The 20732-nt window shown below is 53.3% G+C and carries 16 protein-coding genes; 3 read left to right on the top strand and 13 right to left on the bottom strand.

Annotated elements, in window-relative coordinates; all coding sequences use genetic code 11:
• Positions 1 to 113: 113 nt before the first annotated feature.
• The 9 genes from DFQ01_RS18755 to DFQ01_RS18795 form a co-directional block, all read right to left on the bottom strand.
• Complete coding sequence (locus DFQ01_RS18755) at positions 114 to 734, bottom strand: TVP38/TMEM64 family protein (RefSeq protein ID WP_245946786.1); 621 nt, start codon at positions 732 to 734, stop codon at positions 114 to 116.
• A gap of 826 nt (positions 735 to 1560) precedes the next feature.
• Positions 1561 to 2049: a CcdC protein domain-containing protein gene (locus DFQ01_RS18760; RefSeq protein WP_110045437.1), complete on the bottom strand. Its 489-nt coding sequence runs from the start codon at positions 2047 to 2049 to the stop codon at positions 1561 to 1563.
• A 122-nt stretch (positions 2050 to 2171) separates the two neighbouring features.
• Positions 2172 to 4349, bottom strand: coding sequence for a methyl-accepting chemotaxis protein (locus DFQ01_RS18765; RefSeq protein WP_110045438.1), 2178 nt, complete (start codon positions 4347 to 4349; stop codon positions 2172 to 2174).
• 263 nt (positions 4350 to 4612) lie between these two features.
• Positions 4613 to 4774, bottom strand: coding sequence for a hypothetical protein (locus tag DFQ01_RS31180; RefSeq protein WP_174812501.1), 162 nt, complete (start codon positions 4772 to 4774; stop codon positions 4613 to 4615).
• A 112-nt stretch (positions 4775 to 4886) separates the two neighbouring features.
• On the bottom strand, positions 4887 to 5696 hold the full coding sequence (pdaA, locus tag DFQ01_RS18770; protein WP_245946787.1) for a delta-lactam-biosynthetic de-N-acetylase: 810 nt from the start codon (positions 5694 to 5696) through the stop codon (positions 4887 to 4889).
• A 116-nt stretch (positions 5697 to 5812) separates the two neighbouring features.
• Entirely contained in the window at positions 5813 to 6643 is an 831-nt protein-coding gene (locus DFQ01_RS18775; RefSeq protein ID WP_110045440.1) for an energy-coupling factor transporter transmembrane component T family protein, read from the bottom strand.
• A complete protein-coding gene (locus DFQ01_RS18780) occupies positions 6640 to 8349 on the bottom strand; it encodes an ABC transporter ATP-binding protein (RefSeq protein WP_110045441.1) in 1710 nt (569 codons plus the stop codon). Before DFQ01_RS18780 ends, DFQ01_RS18775 begins: the two co-directional genes overlap by 4 nt.
• Positions 8350 to 8458: 109 nt before the next feature.
• Positions 8459 to 9019 carry an ECF-type riboflavin transporter substrate-binding protein gene (locus tag DFQ01_RS18785; protein WP_110045442.1) on the bottom strand — a complete coding sequence of 187 codons (561 nt, stop codon included), beginning with the start codon at positions 9017 to 9019 and terminating at the stop codon, positions 8459 to 8461.
• 1248 nt (positions 9020 to 10267) lie between these two features.
• Entirely contained in the window at positions 10268 to 13723 is a 3456-nt protein-coding gene (locus DFQ01_RS18795; RefSeq protein WP_110045444.1) for a glycosyl hydrolase, read from the bottom strand.
• 343 nt (positions 13724 to 14066) lie between these two features.
• On the opposite strand from DFQ01_RS18795, the gene DFQ01_RS18800 reads away from it, so the two are divergent.
• Both DFQ01_RS18800 and DFQ01_RS18805 read left to right on the top strand, forming a co-directional pair.
• Positions 14067 to 14420: a DUF3243 domain-containing protein gene (locus DFQ01_RS18800; RefSeq protein ID WP_110045445.1), complete on the top strand. Its 354-nt coding sequence runs from the start codon at positions 14067 to 14069 to the stop codon at positions 14418 to 14420.
• 205 nt (positions 14421 to 14625) lie between these two features.
• Entirely contained in the window at positions 14626 to 15642 is a 1017-nt protein-coding gene (locus tag DFQ01_RS18805) for a substrate-binding domain-containing protein (RefSeq protein WP_110045446.1), read from the top strand.
• A gap of 114 nt (positions 15643 to 15756) precedes the next feature.
• On the opposite strand, the gene DFQ01_RS18810 is transcribed toward DFQ01_RS18805, so the two are convergent.
• Complete coding sequence (locus DFQ01_RS18810; RefSeq protein ID WP_110045447.1) at positions 15757 to 15969, bottom strand: cold-shock protein; 213 nt, start codon at positions 15967 to 15969, stop codon at positions 15757 to 15759.
• Positions 15970 to 16186: 217 nt separating this feature from the next.
• On the opposite strand from DFQ01_RS18810, the gene DFQ01_RS18815 reads away from it, so the two are divergent.
• Positions 16187 to 17104 (top strand): aldo/keto reductase, encoded by a 918-nt coding sequence (locus DFQ01_RS18815; protein WP_110045448.1) that lies wholly within the window; start codon positions 16187 to 16189, stop codon positions 17102 to 17104.
• A gap of 856 nt (positions 17105 to 17960) precedes the next feature.
• On the opposite strand, the gene DFQ01_RS18820 is transcribed toward DFQ01_RS18815, so the two are convergent.
• From DFQ01_RS18820 to DFQ01_RS18830, 3 genes are read right to left on the bottom strand one after another with little or no spacing between them, the layout of a single operon-like run.
• The gene (locus tag DFQ01_RS18820; protein ID WP_245946788.1) at positions 17961 to 18794 is read right to left on the bottom strand and encodes a MurR/RpiR family transcriptional regulator; all 834 of its coding nucleotides are present in this window, start codon (positions 18792 to 18794) and stop codon (positions 17961 to 17963) included.
• 22 nt (positions 18795 to 18816) lie between these two features.
• The gene (locus tag DFQ01_RS18825; protein ID WP_110045449.1) at positions 18817 to 19575 is read right to left on the bottom strand and encodes a PHP-associated domain-containing protein; all 759 of its coding nucleotides are present in this window, start codon (positions 19573 to 19575) and stop codon (positions 18817 to 18819) included.
• Positions 19547 to 20731 (bottom strand): ABC transporter ATP-binding protein, encoded by a 1185-nt coding sequence (locus DFQ01_RS18830; RefSeq protein WP_110045450.1) that lies wholly within the window; start codon positions 20729 to 20731, stop codon positions 19547 to 19549. Before DFQ01_RS18830 ends, DFQ01_RS18825 begins: the two co-directional genes overlap by 29 nt.
• Position 20732 lies beyond the last annotated feature (1 nt).

Consider the following 20732-nt stretch of genomic DNA (forward strand, 5'->3'; position numbering starts at 1 on the left):
TGACAAAAGGTAATTGTGTGTACAGTTGTATAAGATTCATGCTGTAAACAACTAAGGCGTTAACTATTTCACTGCACTAAACACCGCTCTCTGCACACAGAGAACGGTGTTCATTACGACGCTTGCCGCCTCTCCCACCGCCGATAGACAATGAGCAGAGACGCAATAAATAGGACGTAAATAAGGGCTGTCACTAGCGCCGTACGCCAATCGCGCAGCAGCTCGTGTCCGAGGAAGGCGAATGTGAGCATAGCCGGGATTTTGCCGATAGCCGTCGCCGTAATAAACGTGGTGAAACGAATGGACAACAGCGCCGCATACACATTGACGAGCAGGCTCGGGAATACAGCAAGCAGCCGAACAAGCGCAATCGACATGAACGGCTTGCGCTCCATCAGCTGCGACAACCGTTCTGTGTGCCGATTACGCGACAAGTACGCCCTCCCCTGCCGCTGGCCAAAATATCGGACGAGTCCGAAGATCACAACCGACGCAATCGTCGTCGCCAGCCAGCTAAGCGCCGCCCCCGTCAGCGGCCCATACAGAATACCAAGAGAGCCAATGACGACCTTATACGGCACCACCGGCACGAACGCCAGCACAATCGCCACAACGAACAACCAACCAATCGGAGCATCTCCCCGCTCCAGCCAATCCAATATGTCATGCCGCCAGACGAATACTCCCGCCACGAGCATCGCATACGCCAACACCACCCACCAACGCCGCATCATCCATCCGTCCCCCATCCGCCATCCGGCCTTGTCTATTCGTCTATTATAACGAATAAGAAGGTGCGATGTTTAGTCGCGGGGCACGGAAGCCCAGCAAGGGTGTAGGGTGCGAGATGCGGCTAGCGCTATGCAGGGACGATGGAAGGGGCACCAGTATGGCGGGGTGCGGGGTGCGGGAATGCATGCAGGTGCCGAGCACTCGGTACAAGGTGTGCGGTTCGGAGTGCATAATGCTGCGAGCGCGGGCCCGTCGCTAAGGAACTGAGAAGTCACTATTCTTCGCATTCGAACCCTCCGCCACGCTAATGAACCCAGATGACCTTATTCGCTCACCCGATGCTCAAAATACCACCAATTTGTCCAAATAGCGCCCACTGAGTCCCTTACATCTAAAAAGGCGCCAAATTGAGCCGAATAACGTCACTGGAGTCCGTTAGAGCACCGGAATAACGTCGCCGGAGCTGTTACAAACAGGAGTAACATTGAAATGTATAAGGAGACGAAGGGAGAATAACCGGAGTCGACAAACTATAGAAACGAAGCGTGGAATGCGCGGAGTTCACTCACCTACCCCACCCCAAAGGGCAAACTGCGGGGTTTAATCCCTTAGCTGCAAGAACGAAGCAGATGAATTGTTCTGTAGAAGCGTCAGCGGTCGCCTTTGTCCCCGAATTGCTACCTAGTAGCGATCTCATTCATTCAAGGCAATTCGGGGACAACAGCGATCGGAAGAACATTCATCTGCGAAGTGGCATCAGCAGCCTAGCAGCCTTTACAAGAATTTCATCTGCGAAGTGATTCCTGCAGCCTTTTACCAAACACTATTTTACAAAGTAAAGCCCTTCCCCACTCCCGAGTTCGTCTTCACCATCCGAAATTTAATGTAAGAAACAACCCGCCACGGGATGACGTAGCAGAACGCCACCGTCACGAACAGCGCGCTAAGCGTCTGCGAGTCAATGCCATCGATGCTCGCACGAAGCACGAACCGAGTCGCCAGAACCGCAAGGAACGATACGACGAACCACACATTAGGCTTCGCATAAATCTGGTTGTCCGATCGCATCTCGTATCGTGTCGTCCAGATTAACGGAAGCGACAGTACAATACCAACCGCTGCAGCTACGAGCCACTGATTCGAGGTAGCATGCGCATCCGGGTTCATAAGGACATACGTTGCTGGCAGCATGTACACAAGAGGCAGCAGCAACCGTCCCCCATTTCCTCGAATCGGCCGGTAAAAGCTGCGTACGGACCGAAACAATACAAGTGCAGCAATAATGAAGACGAGTGTATACAGCTCTGTTGCAGTCACAAATCCACCCCACTAATTTGGTTAATTCTGGAGACATACACTTCATTGTTACCTAACCCATCAACTTCTGTCAATTCAAACAAATGAAAAAGAGAGAGCCTCAAGACTCCCTCTCCCAACGGCTATTCCTGATCCGCTTGTTCGGTTTCCCCTGTAACAAATTCGGATAAAATGTTGCGCAGCTCGTTCGACAGCTGACTCAGCTTCTCGGATGTTTGCACCAGCTCCGCACTGACACCCAGCTGCTCGGTCGCCGACGAAGCAACCTCCTCCGAAATCGCCGTCGATTCCTCCGCCGTTGCACTCACTTGCAGAATCATCTCCGACAGGGTGCTCTGCGAAGCTTGCAGGTTGCTGATCGACGTTGACGTCTGCGCGATTTTCTGAACGAAGCCATTCATTCGGCTGTCCACCTGGCGGAAAATGTGGTCGACGTTCTTCGCGACATTAACCTGCTCCTGATGAATCGGGTAGTTTTCCTTCAATGCTTTAACCGTCAGTTCAACCTCATCCACAATCGTGCCGATAATTTCGGTTACGACGCCAATCGAACCACTGGACTGCTCCGCTAGCTTACGCACTTCATTCGCAACAACAGCGAAGCCTTTGCCATGCTCACCCGCACGCGCCGCTTCAATCGCTGCGTTCAACGACAGCAGGTTCGTTCGTTTCGCCACTTCATCCATCAGCTGCAATATCTGTCCAATCTGCTTCGTGCTGTCCATCAGCTTTTGCGCACGATTAAGCGTCTCTCTCGTGAGCTTCTCACTCTCATTCGTCTTGCCAAGCAAAATATCCATTTGCTCGATGCCGCTGCGGCTCTCGCCTTTTACACCCTCTGCCTGCTCCTGCATCTCTTGGTTGTTGCGGACGAACGAGCGCATTTCCTCCTGCATCGAGAACGCCTGCGTACTGCCATCCTCCGATTGCTGCGACAGATCGGATGCACCGCGTGCGATCTCTTCCGTTGCGAGCGATACTTCCTTCGCGGAGTCACCCATTTTGCGTGATACGTCCTGAAGCTGTACCGAGGTGTTCACCACATAGTCGAGCGTTTCGTTCGTGCGATGAATGAGCTTACCCACATTGCTTGCCATCTGGTTAAAGCTTTGACCGAGCTTGCCAATCTCATCCTTGCGGTTAACGTTCATGCGAACCGTCAGGTCGCCCTGCTCTACTTTTTCCATCAGGTCACGCACCTGGTTGATCGGCTTGCCGACCGTACGGACGATCAAATAACCGATCAAGAGCGAGATGACGATAGCAGCTGCAATAAGAATGATCGTAATAACAAAAATGCGGTTAATGTCTTTGGTCAGCTCCGAGACCGGAACCGAACCCGTCACACGCCACTTGTTAACTTCCGATGCGCTGTACAGTACTAGATCGTCACCATTGTTAAACGATCCCGATACATCTTCTTTATCTTTGGACACTGGCAGTGTCAAATTAAGCGGTTTGCGGATCTCCTTCGGATCGAAGCTGTAAATAACGTTGCCATCTTCACCACTGATCGTCAGGTGATGCTCATTGCCAAGCTTAACGGTCTCAAGCGCGTTCATCAGCACTTCGTCCTTGAACTCGATGAATACAAAGAAGGTGCCGGTGCCGGCTTTGAGCATTTTGCCCAGTGTAATGTAGTTCGTCTTCGAATCCGTCGTAACCTGTTTCTCAACCGTGCCTAACCAGATGACGCGGCCTGCCGATTTCTCCAACGTATCGAAGTACTTCGTATAGTCCGCATACAACGAGGAGCCGTTGGCAGTCGAATAGAAGGCTGCGTCGGTCAATTCCATCGCGTCCGGTTTCATGAATGGCTCTTTATCGAACAATTGGAGTCCAATGTCATTGGTCGAGGCGATTTCCGCAAGCGCATTGCGGATCTTCAGGTCAACCTCATAACGGTCCGTCGCTTGAAAGTCGCCTTCGATAAAGTTTTGACGAGTCTCCAGGTCCCCCATCAGCGTACGGTCTACAGCGATCTGTGTCGCAATGTTCTCGTAGAAGTTGTATAGGAAATCCAGCTTCTCCGTCGTCTGCTCTACCGTTTGCTCAGACGCTTCCGCCACCTTGCTCTTCAGCGTATCACGGGATACAATATAGGACATTGTACCTACAATCGCAACGAACAGCACAATGCTGATGAAGAAGTACAAAAACAGCTTAGTGCTAATCGAGCGAAAGCTAAAGCCCTTCCCCTTGCTTAAACGGATCGGTACTGCTCCATCCCTTTCGGCCTGTGAAGATTGCTTGGCCTTCTTGGACGGCTTCTTGATGTAATCGGTTACATTAAACTTCATGGTAATGCCCCCTTCTCCATCTTGACCAGTTGAGAAACGTCGCAAATAGTTAATGTATGAATTAACTAGTTATCTACAACATATAATATTTCGGTAAAACCAGCAATATAATTTAGCGGAAAAACGTCTTTAATGTCGGAATTTTGAAGAAACCAACAATGAAACCTGTTTTGAAATTAATATATATGTAAATCCAAAATAAAAAGCGCCACTCGACGAGTGGCGCTTCGCATCCCTAAATCGCATATAGCAGCTATGTTTTGTTACTGCAAATTTTTGTCCGTAACTTTGTTTTGGAACGCCTTCGCTGCTTCCGCAGCAGGCTCCGCGGAGGCAAATTCCGTATCAGCCTCGTTGCTGATCGGCAGCTTATTTAGCTCAGTCGATTGAACCGCCGCTTTGTTCGCTTTGTTCTGTTTCGCCATGGTTGACACCTCCCCGTCTCCTTGGGTTGCATGCCTTAAGTATAGTCCGCAAGCAGCAGTTCACTTATGCGCGGGACCTGCGATCCAGATTCAACCAACACGGCTTATTCGATCAGCTTGCCTGCTGCTGTCCAGATCCAGAGGGAGCTGGCGTCCGGTTGTTCATTTGGTCCAAGCTCTTGAACTGGTATCCCTTCGCCTTCGCAGCGTCGATGATTCGACCGAGTGCCTGGGCGTTATCGCGCGAGACGCTGTGCAGCAGAATAACAGCGCCGGGATGCATTTGCGCCATCACTTTGTCATAAGCATACTGCGCGCCACGCTGGTCGTTCGTGTCCCAATCCTTATAGGCAATCGACCAGAATACGTTGGTGTAGCCAAGCTGATGACTGACGGCAAGCGACCGCTCGTTGAAAATGCCGCGCGGCGCCCGCAAGTATTTCATTTCCTTTTGCCCCGTGAGGGCGGCGACTTCACTCTTCACCTGATCGAGCTCCTGCTTGATTCGTTCGGCAGACAGTGTACTCATATCTGGATGGCTCCACGAATGATTGCCAACCAAATGTCCTTCGTTCACCATCCGCTTCAGCAGCTCGGGCTGCGTCTTAATGTAATGACCCGTTACGAAGAAAATGGCGGGTACCTGCTTCTCCTTCAATACGTCGAGAATGCCTGCAGTTAGGCCGTTCTCATAGCCGTTATCGAAGGTGAGAAACAGCTCAGGAGCGGACATGTCCCCCGTGAATACGGCACCGTAACGGGTCAACAGCCCCTTAAAGCCTTCCTCATCGATGGAGGGCGGCTGACCGTTCACACTTTTTTTGAAGCCAAAATGGTAAACTCCTCCGTCAGCATGGGCGGCGGCAACCTGCCCGGTAGATAGCAGAATTACGATCGCTGCTAGGATACGAAGCGTTATCATAAGCATGCTCCTCATAGTAGAATAGACGGGCTCTGCCGACGTCATGCGTGCACAAGCCGCTGTTAGTGTCTGCCCAGAGGAGGATAATTATGCGAACGCTGTGGCGCTGCTTCATTTTATTGAAAAGGGTTGTAGAACCTCGATCCGTCTTGGAATGTCACATAAGTCGATACGGCGGCGATCAAGATGATCAAAATGATGACGAAGTAGTCCATCCATGTGAATGGACGACCGTTGTACCACGTACGCTTGCGGTGCTGGCCGAAGCTTCGCAGCTCCATAGCCGCGCTAATGGTTTCAATGCGCTGGACGCTCGTCAGAATGAGCGGCAGCAGAATGCCGATCATGTTGCGTACTCGCCGCGTCAGCTTCTCTTTGCGCGAGATATCGATACCCCGGGCTTGAGCCGCACATGCGATATTCTCATAATCGCGCTGAACATCCGGAATGTAGCGAAGAGCAATCGATACCGCGTAAGCAATCCGATAACTGATGCCCACTCGATGAAGTGACGCTGCGAACTCGCCCGGCTCTGTCGTTAGCATGAACAGCAGCGCCATCGGGATGACCGTGACATATTTGAGCGCGACATTAAATTGGTAGAACAGCTGCTCCTCCGTCACGATGTAACGACCGGCAATCGGGAACAGATCATGCCTTGTGCCATACAGACTCACCCCCTCAAGAGGGGAGAATAAGAAAATCGCCAAATGGTTCAAAGCGAAAAAGATCAAAATCAAATACAACACGAACGCATAATCACGCAGCTTGATCCGTGACACGCGAAGAAGGATGAGCGCAAATAACAGCATGACGAGCAGACTTCGTGTATCGAACGTAACCATGACCGTAACGGCCCATAGGATGAAAAAGATAAGCTTCGCCGCACCACTCAATCGATGCAGCGGCGAATCGAGCGGCGAGTACGTCAGCATTCGCATCTTCATACGTTCCGCTCCCTCCGATCATAAGCGATAAACCGCCGGACGAATTCCTCCGGCTGCTCGATGCCCGCCCGCTGGGCGAGCGTATAAATCGATGTCTCCTTCAAGCTTGCTGCCTCTATCAAGCGAATATCCGTCAGCACATCGGCCGGTGCGCGATCCGCAAGCACCTCTCCTTCGGACAATACGATTGTCCGCTGGGCATACTCCATCATCAGATGCATGTCATGCGTAATCACAATGATGCTGACGCCGTTTACGGTGAGCGATAGCAGAAACTCCATCATTTCGTTATAGTGACGATAATCCTGTCCCGCAGTCGGCTCATCCAAAATGATCACTTCCGGTTGAAGCACCAGAATCGAAGCGATCGTGACCCGTTTCTTCTGCCCGTAGCTAAGCGCCGAGATCGGCCAACTACGGAACGGATAGAGTCCGCAAATCCTCAGCGTCTCATGAACCCTCTCTTTTATTTCTGTATCCGGCATACCGCGCAGATTGAGACCTAACGCAACTTCTTCATAAAGAAGCGTCTTCGAGATCATATGGTTTGGACTTTGCAGCACGAACCCGATTCGCCCCGCCCGCTCCTTGATGGTAGCGTTCGCGAGATCTTCACCTTTGTACAGCATGCGTCCGGCTGAAGGCTTGAGGAAGCCGCAGATGAGCTTGGACAACGTCGACTTGCCCGCCCCATTGTGACCAACAACGCTTACAAGCTCGCCTTGCCCAACGCGTAATGACACCTGATTCAGAATCGAGGGACCACCTGGCTCATAGCGAAAATCAATGTTTTGCAGCTCCAGCACGGCTGGCCGCTCTGCAGCTGCGGCGGCGGCGGATGAAACATCATACCAAGCGCGGAGAGACGGTAAGCACGTTGAAAGTTCAAGGTTCGGTAGGTCGGACGGCTTCATTGCAGGTGTAATCGCACAGCCTGCATACCGCAGCGCCGTCAGATAGAGCGGTTCACGAATACCCGTCTCTCGCAAGATATTGGAGCACAGCAAATCATCCGGCGTCGTATCGGCGATGATGCGTCCCTCCGCCATCACGACGATCCGGTCGACATGCCGATGCAGCACATCTTCGAGCCGATGCTCAACGATGAGTATGGTGCGGCCCGTTTCTCGATGAATGCGGTCGATCAGCTCAATCGCTTGCTTGCCCGCCTGCGGATCCAGGTTCGCAAGCGGCTCGTCGAACAGGAGCACATCCGCCTCGCTAACGAGAATGCCGGCGAGCGTTGTCCGCTGCTTCTGTCCCCCCGATAGTGCATGCGGCGAGGCACTAAGCAAATGCTCCATTCCGACACCGCGGGCGGCTTCTGCTACTCGCGGCACCATTTCGTGCTGAGGTACATTTTCATTTTCAAGCTTAAATGCAATATCCTCAGCTACGGTCATGCCGACGAACTGCCCATCGGGGTCCTGCAGCACCGTTCCGATATACGTCGAGCGTTCATAGAGGCTCAGGCTGCTCATGTCGCGCCCCTTCAGCTTGGCCGTGCCTTGCATCGTCCCTGGATAGAAATGTGGAGCGAGCCCATTGATACAGTGCGCCAGCGTGCTTTTGCCCGAACCGGAAGGACCAAGAATGAGCACCTTCTCCCCCTCTCGAATGGTCAACGTTATGTTTCGGAGCGTCGGCTCTGCTTGCGCACGATACTGGAAGGTGAAATCTATAAACTCGATCATCGGCTCTCTCAATGCATCCGCCCTCTTCGGAATTTAGTAAGGTTAAGAAAGAAGCCGGTGGCAGGCACCGGCTTCTGGCTTCTACTACGTATGGATTGATTGATTCGCATTGTTCGGCCAATTAGGCTTCGCGAGTCAGGCTGCCTTGCTTCGTTCTCGTCTTCGCAAACGCGAGCAGCAGCAGCGAACCGATGATCGCAACCGTCACAATGTTCGAAGCACCTGCGACAAGCCCTTGCGTATACACTTTGTCCGCAGGTTCCGCATAGATCACAATATCCAGCGTCGGTGCGACAAGGAACCATGCGATGGCGTTCGCTACAATTTGATACAAATTAAACTTGATGAGCTGCGGCTTGCCGAACTCGCCGTCTTCGATGCCCAGACGCTTCGACGCGAGGCCAATAATTAAGCCAACTACTGCAGAGGCGATCACCCAGCTAAACCATGGGGAGCCGTAGAAAATCGCATCCTTGAGCGTATGTCCAATCAGTCCGATAAGTACTCCCGCGATCGGGCCGTATAAAATCGCAAACAAAGCAAGCAGTGCGTATGTCGTTTCAATATTCGTATCTGGGATGCCGGAAGGAATCGAGCCGAATCGGCCCAGGATGACAAACAGCGCGGAGCCGATGCCAACCGCAACGATCGATTGAACCGATAAGCCCTTGCTTCTGCTCATTGGAAATCCTCCTATCAGATATGAAAAATATTCAAAACTTGCTTAGTGCGATTATATGTCGGAATAGTAGGAATTACAATTAATATTTTCCAGATTTCTGCAGGGCTAGTCGCGAGGCTTGTAGGTGCAGTTTTACACCTACGAGGCGGCGTTTGGCCGACGGCCGGGCTTGTAGGTGCAGTTTTACACCTACGGCGCGGCGCTTGGCCGACAGCCGGGCTTGTAGGTGCAGTTTTACACCTACGAGGCGGCGTTTGGCCGACAGCCGGGCGTGTAGGTGCAGTTTTACACCTACGAGGCGGTGCTTGGCCGACGGCCGGGCTCGTAGGTGCAGTTTTACACCTACGAGGCGGCGTTTGGCCGACGGCCGGGCTTGTAGGTGCAGTTTTACACCTACAAGGCGGTGCTTGGCCGACAGCCGGGCTTGTAGGTGCAGTTTTACACCTACAAGGCGGTGCTTGGCCGACAGCCGGGCTCGTAGGTGCAGTTTTGCTCCTACGAGACGGTGCTTGGCCGACGGCCGGGCTCGTAGGTGCAGTTTTGCTCCTACGAGACGGTGCTTGGCCGACGGCCGGGCGTGTAGGTGCAGTTTTGCTCCTACGGAGCAGCTGCCAGTATGGTGCATTTTTGCACCTTATCAGCGCCAAGCGGACCTCGGCAGACTAGTATGGTGCATTTCTGCACCTTATCAGCACCACGCCGACCCCAGCGAGCTAGTATGGTGCATTTCTGCACCTTATCAGCGCCACGCCGACCCCAGCGAGCTAGTATGGTGCATTTCTGCACCTTATCAGCGCCACGCTGACCCCAGCGAGCTAGTATGGTGCATTTCTGCACCTTATCAGCGCCACGCCGACCCTAGCGAGCTAGTATGGTGCATTTCTGCACCTTATCAGCGCCACGCCGACCCCAGCGAGCTAGTATGGTGCATTTCTGCACCTTATCAGCGCCACGCCGACCCCAGCGAGCTAGTATGGTGCATTTCTGCACCTTATCAGCGCCACGCCGACCCCAGCGAGCTAGTATGGTGCATTTCTGCACCATATCCACGCCACATCAGCCCCGGCGGGTCAGTATGGTGCATTTTCGCACCATATCCACGACACACCGGCCTGGGCGAGCCGCCTCCTTCGCCAACTGCCCTCCATACAACTCAAACAGCCGCCGACGGCGGGCGTACGGGAATCTCGTACGCGGCGGCCGGCGGCGGCTGCAGTTACCTTTTAACCATACTAACCATTAATCCCCCTACTTCGATACGACCACTGTAATCGTCTGGCTCGTTGTAACGCCGGAGGCATTCACCAGTTCACAATAGTAGGTGTAGGAGCCCGGTGCTCGGCCGCTAATCGAAGTGACTGCCGTCTGGCCGTTCGGCGAGGAAGCTGCCAGCGACTGCGTATCGATCAACTGACCGTTCTCGTACAGCTTGTAGCTGGTCGCATTCGTACCGTAATACAAGTTCATCGTTACTTCATAGCTGCCGTCGCCATCCCAGTTGTTATGGGACAGCTGGGCCGTACCAGGATTAGCTGCATTAACCGTCACTGTGATCGGTGCACATGCGGTCGTGCCGAATACGTTGGATAACTCACACGTATACGTGTAAGTGCCGTTCGGCTTGCCGGATACGTCAATTGCGACCGTCTGGCCTGATGGCGATGCATCCACCAGTCGGCGTTCACCGATCAGCACACCATTCTCGTACAGCTTATACGTCGTACCGTTATTGCCATAGTACAGATTCATCGTTACCGTGTAGTCGCCATCCTGCAAGCCGCTATCGTAACCATTGTTATGAGACAGCGCCGGCACGCCTGGCTTGCCCGTCGCTAAGATTGGCGCCACGTTAAATACTGTGCTTCCTTCCGTCGTGTTGCCTGCCGCGTCCGTTACAACATACGATACCGTGTGATTGCCGGAGCTAATTGTGCCGGAATTAATGGCTGCGCCTTGCTCGATCGCTTGACCGTCGAGCAGCAGCTTCTCCGATGCTACGCCAGAGCTTGCATCGCTGCTCTCAAGCTTGAACGAGAGCGGATCGCCCGGTGTCACATCGGCAACATCATGCCCCGCCTGTACAATCTTCACGGTCGGCGCCACTCGGTCAATTTGAACCGTCAGTGTATGGGCCTTTTCCACATTGCCGGCCGAATCCGTCGATTGATATTGAACCGTCGTCACGCCTTCATCACCGATCGTGAACGGCTCTGTATAGACAACGGGCTCTCCGCCGTTCGACGAGTACGTCGTCGTAACCGCATCGCTTGCGGATTGTGCAGCAGCGCTCAGCGTTACGGTTACATCCCCTTTGTACCAGCCGTTTACACTAGCCGTATCAGACAGCGATGCCGTCGTCGTCGGCTGACCGTAAGTGGACAAATTGCCTGGCAGCTCATCAAGCGTCGTCACATAGTCGCTGTTGAACACGTTGTTCAGATGCTCAGGTGTATTAATAATGCCATCGCGGATAAAATCATCGTTCCACGTGCTGAACCAGCTCCAGTCTGCATTGTAAATTTGGAGCAAGTTCGGATCTGGAATCGGTCCGTTCTCTGGCAATGCCACGAGCTTCTTATCGCCAACAAGCGACTTCAGCGCTTCGTATTGATTGCTGTTCGGGCTGTAGTCGCCTGCTGCATTGTAAATGTCCGTACTGATGATGTCGACAACATCATCACCCGGATACCAGTCTGCTGACGGGGAGTTCCATACCCAGATCAGGTTGTTCAAGCCATGGTAATTAACCATTCGATCATACATGAGACGGTACAGCTGTTTGGCTGCTTCAGGGCCTTTCGCGCCCCACCAGAACCATCCGCCCTCCGCCTCATGGAGCGGACGCCACAGAATCGGAATGCCTTGCTCCGCCAGTGGCTTCAGCTTCTCAGAGATAACATCGATATCGCTAACGAGCATCTGGTAATCTTCCGATTCTGGATGGCTCAGCGCATACTGCACATCAAACGTCGTGTACTCCGTGTAGAAGCCTCTCCACCATTCTTTGCCCGGCTCGTTGTAATAGCCTTTTGGCGAGTTCCAGTGCCAAGCCAGCGCGACGATGCCGCCGCGGCTCGCCCATTCCTGCATATCCTCGACTTCATGCGAGGTAGAGCCGAACAATACGCGGGATGGCGAATATTCGATCATGTCGAACGAGACGATCGCCGGATATTTGCCCGTCTGATCATGGATAAACTCCGCATTGGACAAGCTTTGCTGGCCAGAAATAATCGAATGTCCATATTGATCAACGAGATAGCTCAGCAGCGACTTCGCCTCAGACGAGGCATTCGGATTCGTAAGTGTCTTCGGCACTTCGTGCGTCTTCGCCGGCGCCGCAGGTGTTAGCGTAATGTAGTCGATATGGTACCACCCCCAGTATGGCTCGAAGCTGATCGTATTCTCTCCTTGGTTCAGCAGCAGCTTACCTGCCGATATCTCGGTAAAATCGGCCGTCTCCGGCAGCTTGACCGTAGAGCTCGGCTGACCGTTAAGCAGCATATTCGTTTCCTTGTAGCCGTAAGGCGCGCGGTAGCCGATCGCCAGATCATACAAGCCTGCATTTGCGGCATTGTACGTCAGCGTAATCGAACCACTGCCCATCATGAAGGCATAACCCGTTCCGGAGTAGCCCGTACCGTCAGTGCCTTTCGTAACACCGCCCTCCAACAGGCCATCCTCGGCTTCTATTCGGTCGCCGACCGGTTTATCGGACACGAGCTTGATATACTCGATGCCGTAATAACCCCAATTGCGTCCGAAACCGATCGTGTTCGAACCTGCGTTGAGCAGCACTTTGCCAAGTGACTGTTCGCCGACAACCGTGCCTTCCGCCAATGCAGGAAGCGCACCGTTGCCATTCCCCTGACCATTCACGTACACCGTTGTTTCCTTGTAGCCATACGGCCCATAGTAACCAACGTAGAGGGTGTACAAGCCTTCTTGCGGTGCATTCACATTAAATGTCGCTGTACCTGGATTCGCATCATCCGCCTCGTAGAAGAAAGAAACATAACCTTCACCGGCGTACGTTTCATCACCCCACACCGGCTCTGTCTGGAATACCGGTCCGCTGCCCGTAAGCACCGCGTCCTTCGCCAGATAGGTCGTCGACTGGCTTGGCGCACTCGGATTGCTTGACTCGTCACGCCCTGTAAGCACAACGTTATCGATATAGATCGGACCGTTATAGATCAGATCCATGTTCTTCTGGAGCTGAATAACGAGCTGCGGCTGCGCTGCGTTCGAAGGCAGCTTTACGCTTTTATGAATCGGAATATAAGAAATGCCGTTAATCGTCTGCGCGGATGCAGACAAGGAAGGAATATCATGACTGCTATAGTTAAGCTCATTCCAATCATTGTTGATGGCTGTACTCAGGGAGAGTACGCCAGGGAACGACGCCGGCACGTAGACGTCATAATCGACCTTCTCATACTGCGAGATGTCGAGGCCGTGGCTGACATAGATCGCAGCATTTTGCCAGACGGCATCGTTGTTGTAATTCGTGTTGACCTTCAGCGCGTAGTGGTTATCCGTCGTATCTAGGTCTGTGCTTGCTTCGGCCGACACGAGCGCATCGCCCCAGCCGCCTGCCCATCCCATCGTCGTTCCGTCCTCGAAATCATACACTTGGTTCTGAACTGCAGCTGCATGTACTGCTCCGTTCGAACCTAACGTTGATAACAAGTAAGCTAACATTGAAAAACATAAAATCTTTGCCACCCATCTAGAATTTCTCGCGTGCAACTTCCATCACTCCCATCGAATAGTTGGTCATGATGACTGATACTCAGGTATTTCAATGATAGCTTAAAGCGCTTACAAATGATAGATCACTAAGGTTACTTCCTACTTGTATTTTTGTGATATATACCTAACAAAAAATAACAGTTAACCATTTAAGAAAATACAAAAACCACTCAAACAATAACAAAAGAAAGCGGAATCGACCTAATAATCCTCCTTTTGAATACAGGGGAATTCATATTGGAAACACTGGTAACGAATCGCTATCCCATTGACGATCAACAAGGAGGTCCCCATGTCCGAGCACAACCACGTCGTTCATAAAGACGGAGACATTAACCCCGAGCAGGTAGAACGCGCCATTACGAGCATTGACGAAGATGAGCGGTCGCGGATTTTGCAAAGCTTCGAGACGTTCAAGGGCTACCTCGGGAAGCGCATCAAGCTCGCACAGAGCATTGGTTTGAATGAGGAGCAAATTGCTGTCATCGCCCAAGAGGTCGCAGAGTACCTAGCCGATCATGAAGACGCCCGCAACAGCGAAGAGAAGCTGCTGAAGGAGCTGTGGAAATGCGGCTCGGAAGAGGAACAGCACCACTTGGCTCACATGCTCGTCAAGCTGGCGAGGCCGGATGGATACGTTCATTAAGTAGGTCCACACACGGGAGCACTGCCACAGGAAACGGGAAATCTATCACCCGTCTTCTGTGGCTTTTGACATGTGACAATCTACCTTTCATAACGATTACGTCTGATAATGGGTCATCTCCAGCGCCTTCGCCCCGCCGAAATATGCTACAATACATACAAGTTATTGATAACGGTTCCACTCTTTCACGGGAGGCTCATCCCCTATGTCACAGGACATGTCCTATACAGCCGAAGAAATCGCGAGGCTGCTCAAAATATCCAAGCTTACCGTCTACGATCTCATCAAGAAAGGCGACTTGCCCTCCTATCGAGTCGGCAAGCAGATGCGTGTCGATGCGACGGATCTGGAAGCCTATAAGCAGCGTAGTAAAAATATAAGCGCAACAGCAGCGGTCGCATCTTCCAGTCCGCAGCAGTTGCCGGATCGTCTACCCAGCTACATAACTACGGCGCCAGCGTCAGAATTGCCGGGGATCGGAGCTGCCTTGCCTGCGCCTGCTGCACAGGGCGTCCGTCCGATCGTCATTACTGGCCAAGATATAAGCCTTGATATATTGGCAAAGCATCTGGAGAGTCAATCGACCGGCTTGCGCCCGCTTCGCTCCTACGCAGGCAGCTTGGACAGTCTCATCAGCATGTACAAGGGCGAATCCGATATCGTCAGCACCCATCTGCTCGATGGAGATACAGGCGAATATAATATCCCGTACATCCGCAGGTTGCTCGTCGGATTACCTTATAAGGTAATCAATCTGCTCTCGCGCCCTGCCGGACTCTATGTGGCGAAGGGCAATCCTCTCGGTATCCAGAGCTGGTCCGATCTCAGCCGCCCCGGCCTTCGCCTGGCGAACCGCGAGCAAGGCGCCGGCGCACGTGTGCTGCTCGACGAGCAGCTTCGTCTCAATAGCATCAAGCCTGCACAGCTTAACGGCTATTACGACCAAATTCACGGCAGCCATTTGTCTGTTGCGGCAAAGGTCGCTGCCGGCGAAGCGGATATCGGGGTCGGGGCGGAGAAGGCGACAAACATCGTCGGTCAGGTTGATTTTATCCCGCTCATTATGGAGCGTTATGATCTAGTCGTGCTGAATACAGCTGCCAATCAACCGATGATCGATGCGCTGCTGTCGATTCTACATGCTGAACCATTCAAGCAGGAGCTTCGCGCCATTGCTGGCTATGACTTGTCCCTTACGGGGCAGGTGCTATACGAGAACTAGCTCGATTCGATGACCTCATAGAAGAAAGAAGCCGAGACCTGGCTTCTTGGCATAAACAATAGCCCCTGCCGGTATACGGCAAGGGCTATTGTTGCACCATATGAGCGCTGTTTATTAGGTTTTCATCGCAATTGGGCTTGTGTTCACAACAGCAGCAAGCATCCGCTCGCCCTTCACCATAGGAGATTGGCACAGCACGCATACGGGAGCCGCCTGAAACGTGAAGTTGTCTCGCATCCACCCTTTGCAATCCTCTGCTGAGCAGGACCAAATCGCGGTTAATTCGTCGGGTGCTTCTTCAATCGGCTTCTTCCGAGAATAGTACATGCGAGAGACCTCTTTTCGTTTTCGAATTCAGCCTGCATCCATCTGCGTAGCAGCATTTGCTGGCTGGACTCTTATACTATTTTCATTCCTTGCTTATTTTATGCAGCAGCTTAGCGCTTACAGACATGCTTCTTTCGTTGATTTGTCAGCTTGTTATTAGGCCCCCTATATGTCACAATCATCTGTGGACTAAACCACGAGCAGGAGGCTATTTATCATGAGAACGATACAGCTTGGAAGCAGTCAGCTAGAAGTACCTGTCGTTGCCGTCGGTTGCATGCGGATCAATTCGCTCAGCAAGCCAGAAGCGGAGCGTTTTGTTCAAGCAGCCTTAGAAGAAGGCGCTAACTTCTTTGACCACGCAGATATTTATGGCGGCGGCACATGTGAGGAAATTTTCGCAGAAGCTATACATATGACCCCGGCAGTTCGGGAACAAATCATTCTTCAATCCAAATGCGGCATTCGGAGCGGCATGTTCGATTTCTCCAAGGAGCATATTCTGGCGTCTGTTGATGGGATTCTGAAGCGACTGAACACGGAGTACCTGGACGTCCTGCTGCTGCACCGTCCGGATGCGCTCGTTGAACCAGAGGAAGTAGCAGAAGCGTTCGATCAACTAGAGCGCGCGGGCAAGGTTCGCCATTTCGGCGTATCCAACCAGAACCCCATGCAGATCGAGCTGTTGAAGCGTTATGTGAAGCAGCCGCTCATAGCTAATCAGCTGCAGCTGAGCATCACGAACGCGAATATGATCTCCAATGGCATTAACGTAAACATGGAGAACAATGCGGCAATCGGCCGTGACGGCAGCATTCTCGACTACAGCCGCCTGCACGACATGACGATTCAACCTTGGTCCCCGTTCCAATACGGCTTCTTCGAAGGCGTATTCCTTGGCAGCGACAAGTTCCCTGAGCTGAATCAAGCGATCGATACGGTTGCAACCAAATACGGCGTGTCCAACACGACGATCGCCATCGCGTGGCTGCTCCGCCACCCAGCGAAAATGCAGCCAGTCATCGGCTCGATGAACATCGACCGCTTGAAAGACTGCTGCAAAGCGAGCGAGATCTACCTGACGCGCGAAGAATGGTACGCCATCTACCGCGCTGCTGGTAATAAGCTGCCTTAAAAATAAACGGTTGATGCAGATGAATGACATCTGTATCAACCGTTTTTTTGTGTGGCTGATGGTGCTAGTTGCGGCTGGCTTTAAGATACATAAATGTACTCTATCTGGCGCTTGGTGCGCACGCTGGCTGTTTAGGATACTTAGATCTACTCTATCTGGTGCTCGTTGCGTACGTTGGCTGTTTAGGATACATTAATGTGCTCTATCCGGCCAACGTACGCACGTCGGCTGTTTTGGATACTTAAATCTACTCTATCGGGCACTTGGTGCACACGCTGGTGTTAGAGGCGTTTATTCGCCCCTACTTCACACTTCCAACATCCGTCAGCCCGTTAGAGGCAGTTTTTCGCTCCTACTTCACACTTCCCACATCCGCCAGTCCGTTAGAGGCAGTTTCTCGCCCCTGCTTCCCTCTTTTACCATCCTTCAGCTAGTTAAAGGCGATTTTTAGCCTTTACTTCCCTCTTCCTATCCGTCAGCCTGTTAGGGGCGATTTCGCCCCTATTTCCCTCTTCCGCATCAGTCAGCCTGTTAGAGGCGGTTTTTCGCCCCTAACTCACACCACCCATTTCCACCAGCCTGTTAGAGGCGATTTTTCGCCTCTAACTCGCTCCTCCCGCATCCACCAGCCCGATAGAGGCGATTTTTCGCCCCTAACTCATACCACCCATGTCCGCCAGCCCACTAGAGGCGATTTTTCGCACCTAACTCACACTTCCCGCATCCGCCTACCCGTTAGGGGCGGTTTTTCGCCCCTACTTCGAACGACCAACATCAGCCAGCCCGTTAGGGGCGATAATTCACTCCTACACAAAAACGGTTGAGCCGCCCTATCTGCTCAACCGTTCTATCCCAGCTATACCTTCTTCGGCAGCCACTTCTGGTACTGGCGCCGAAGCTGGTGGAGCTCCTCGCTGTTGGCGAGGGCTTGCTGCTCGCGCTGCTTGCCGACCGCGACGATGAGCGCCTCGATGACGGCGATCGGCGCCACCATCGAGTGGAACTCCCACTGCTGTCCGCGTGCCGTATAAAGCACGATGTCCGCCTTCTCCAGCATCGGGCTGACGGCGAGATCCGTCACAAGCAGCGTTTTGCAGCCGCGCTGCCGTGCAACATCAAGCAGCACGGCCATCTCCGGCGACTCCGCCACGAAGCCGAACAGCACGATGACATCGCGTGCGTGCATATGCACGATATCCTCGAACAGCTCATGGCCGCCGCGCGCGATCCGCTTCACGGAAACGCCGAACCGCGTGAGGCGGAAGTCGAGCAGCGCGGTCAAGCATTCCGCTGAGCCGGGACCGTAAATATGAACGGTCCCCGCCACGGCGAGCAGATCGGCCGCCGCTTGAAACGATGCCTGCTCCAGCCGATCGGCCGACTGACGCAGGTACTCGGTTGGCGCCATGACGCTCGCCGCTGCCGCACCCTTCTGCTCTTCCATTTTGCTGAAAGCGGACTGCAGCTTACGAGACGGGGACATGATGACCTCGTCCTTCAGCTTCTGCTTGAACTCCTTCATGTTCTTCGAGCCAACTTCAATCCAGAAGCGCGATACGGTCGATACGCTAACTTGGCAAGCGGCAGCCAGATCCTCTTCAACCATGAACGGGATGTCATCGAGATTTTTGCTTATATAATCTGCGATGAGCCGATGGCCTCGCGTCAGCTTGTAGCCCCCGAACAACACACGGACTCCTCCCGTCTGCGAGCTAGACAACTTCCGTTTTCTTCTTCAGCAGCTTCTTCACCAAATTCGCGGCCCGCACTTGCAGATGGAGCGACGGCGACAGCACCCTCTTATAAGCACCTGCACGAATCGCCGCCTTTAAGTCGGCAATCGTCTCGAAGTTACCCACAAACGTATTGTGCACGCAGCCGACTTGGAACATCTGGTGCGCGTCACTGCCCGCGACAACTGGCACGCCAAGCTCTTCGCCAAGCGTCAGCACCTTCGCGATATTTTCCTGAATGCCGATCTCATGCAGATCTTTGCCGTTCAGGTCGAACGCATCAAACCGCTTCAGCAGCTCGCGATCGACATGGTAGAGATGGTTCGACTCGCGGAACGGATGTCCGCCGATGACCATCATGCCCCGCGGTTCGCACAGCTCGAATAGACGCTCCAAGCCGATGAAACGATCCGGCGACGTGTGATCCTCAAGAATCGCACGGATTTCCAGCAGCTTATCCTTCGGACCGCTGACGAGAATGTGACCGCCTTCGGCCACATCCACCTCCATGCCGGTGAAAATCTTGAACCCGTCGCGATCGTAGTAATGGTTGTTGCACGGGAACATGCGATCCAGCGTGCCGTACACATCTTCGAAACGGTGCGTGTTGAAATGCTCGGTCAGCGTTATCGCATCAAGACCATTGGCCACAGCCTCATCTAGGATGCTGTTGAAGTGGTCGATATCGAAATTCGTTTTTTTCGAAAGTTTAACGTGAATATGAAAGTCGATTTTCATTGTGGTCGTTCTCCTTCGCTCGTTCGTCTTGTTGGCGAGTGTGCCGATGCTCGATCCGCACGCCCGTCTGTTTGTCGTATAGGTTGATTTGTTCCGTATCTACGTGCATGAATAGCAGGTTGCCAGGCTCGCAATCCGGCTCCCCCATAACGCGGGCCATCATCGAAGCGCCGCCGGCTTGCAATTGTATATGTGTATCCGCACCCGATGGGAAAATCGCCTCCACCGTCGCGGCCGTACTGCCCGGTATCCGATTGACGAGCAGCTTGATATCCTCTGGTCTTACGGTCATGACCACTTCTCGCCCGACGTGCACAGATGATGCATGCTCCAATGGCACGACAGCAAGCGGTGTCTGCAGGCGGTAACCGCTACTGCTGTCTCCAATCATTCTGCCGTCCACCGCATTCATATGAAGGCCGGTATTGCCGATGAACTGTGCGACCTGAAGCGTACGCGGATGCTTATACAGCTCGCGCGGCCGATCCAGCTGGACGATGCGTCCGCCGAAGAAGACGGCGACCTTCGTCGACAGCGTCATCGCTTCATGCTGATCATGCGTAACGTAGATGATCGTCGTGTTCAGCTCCTGGTGAATTCGCTTCAGCTCGGCGCGCATCTCAACGCGCAGCTTCGCATCCAGATTGGACAGCGGCTCATCGAGCAGCAGGATGTCCGGCTCGGTCACGATCGCGCGAGCAATCGCTACGCGCTGCTGCTGCCCGCCGGACAGCTCGCTCGGATAGCGGTCGGCGAGCTCAGGAATTCGCATTTTGTCCAAGGCGGCATAAACGCTCTTCCGAATGTCCGGCTTCGGCATCTTGCGCACCTGCAAGCCGAACGCCACATTGTCATAGACGGTCATGTGCGGCCAGAGCGCATAGCTCTGGAAGACAAGACTTAAGCGTCGCTTCGACGGCTCCAAATGGAAGTCGGTTGCACCATTGGCCACTTCCTTGCCGCTGATCGCAATCGTCCCCTCCTCCACCTTCTGCAGGCCGGCGATCGTGCGGAGCAGCGTGGTTTTGCCACAGCCGGATGGACCGAGGAACGTCATGAAGTCGCCACGCTCGATCGTTAAATTGATGTCTTGCAGAATCGGCTTCCGATCCAACGAGACTTGAATGTCGCGCAGCTCGATTGCGGTCGCTCCCATT

The sequence above is a fragment of the Paenibacillus cellulosilyticus genome, assembly GCF_003182255.1.
Classification (GTDB): domain Bacteria; phylum Bacillota; class Bacilli; order Paenibacillales; family Paenibacillaceae; genus Paenibacillus_T; species Paenibacillus_T cellulosilyticus.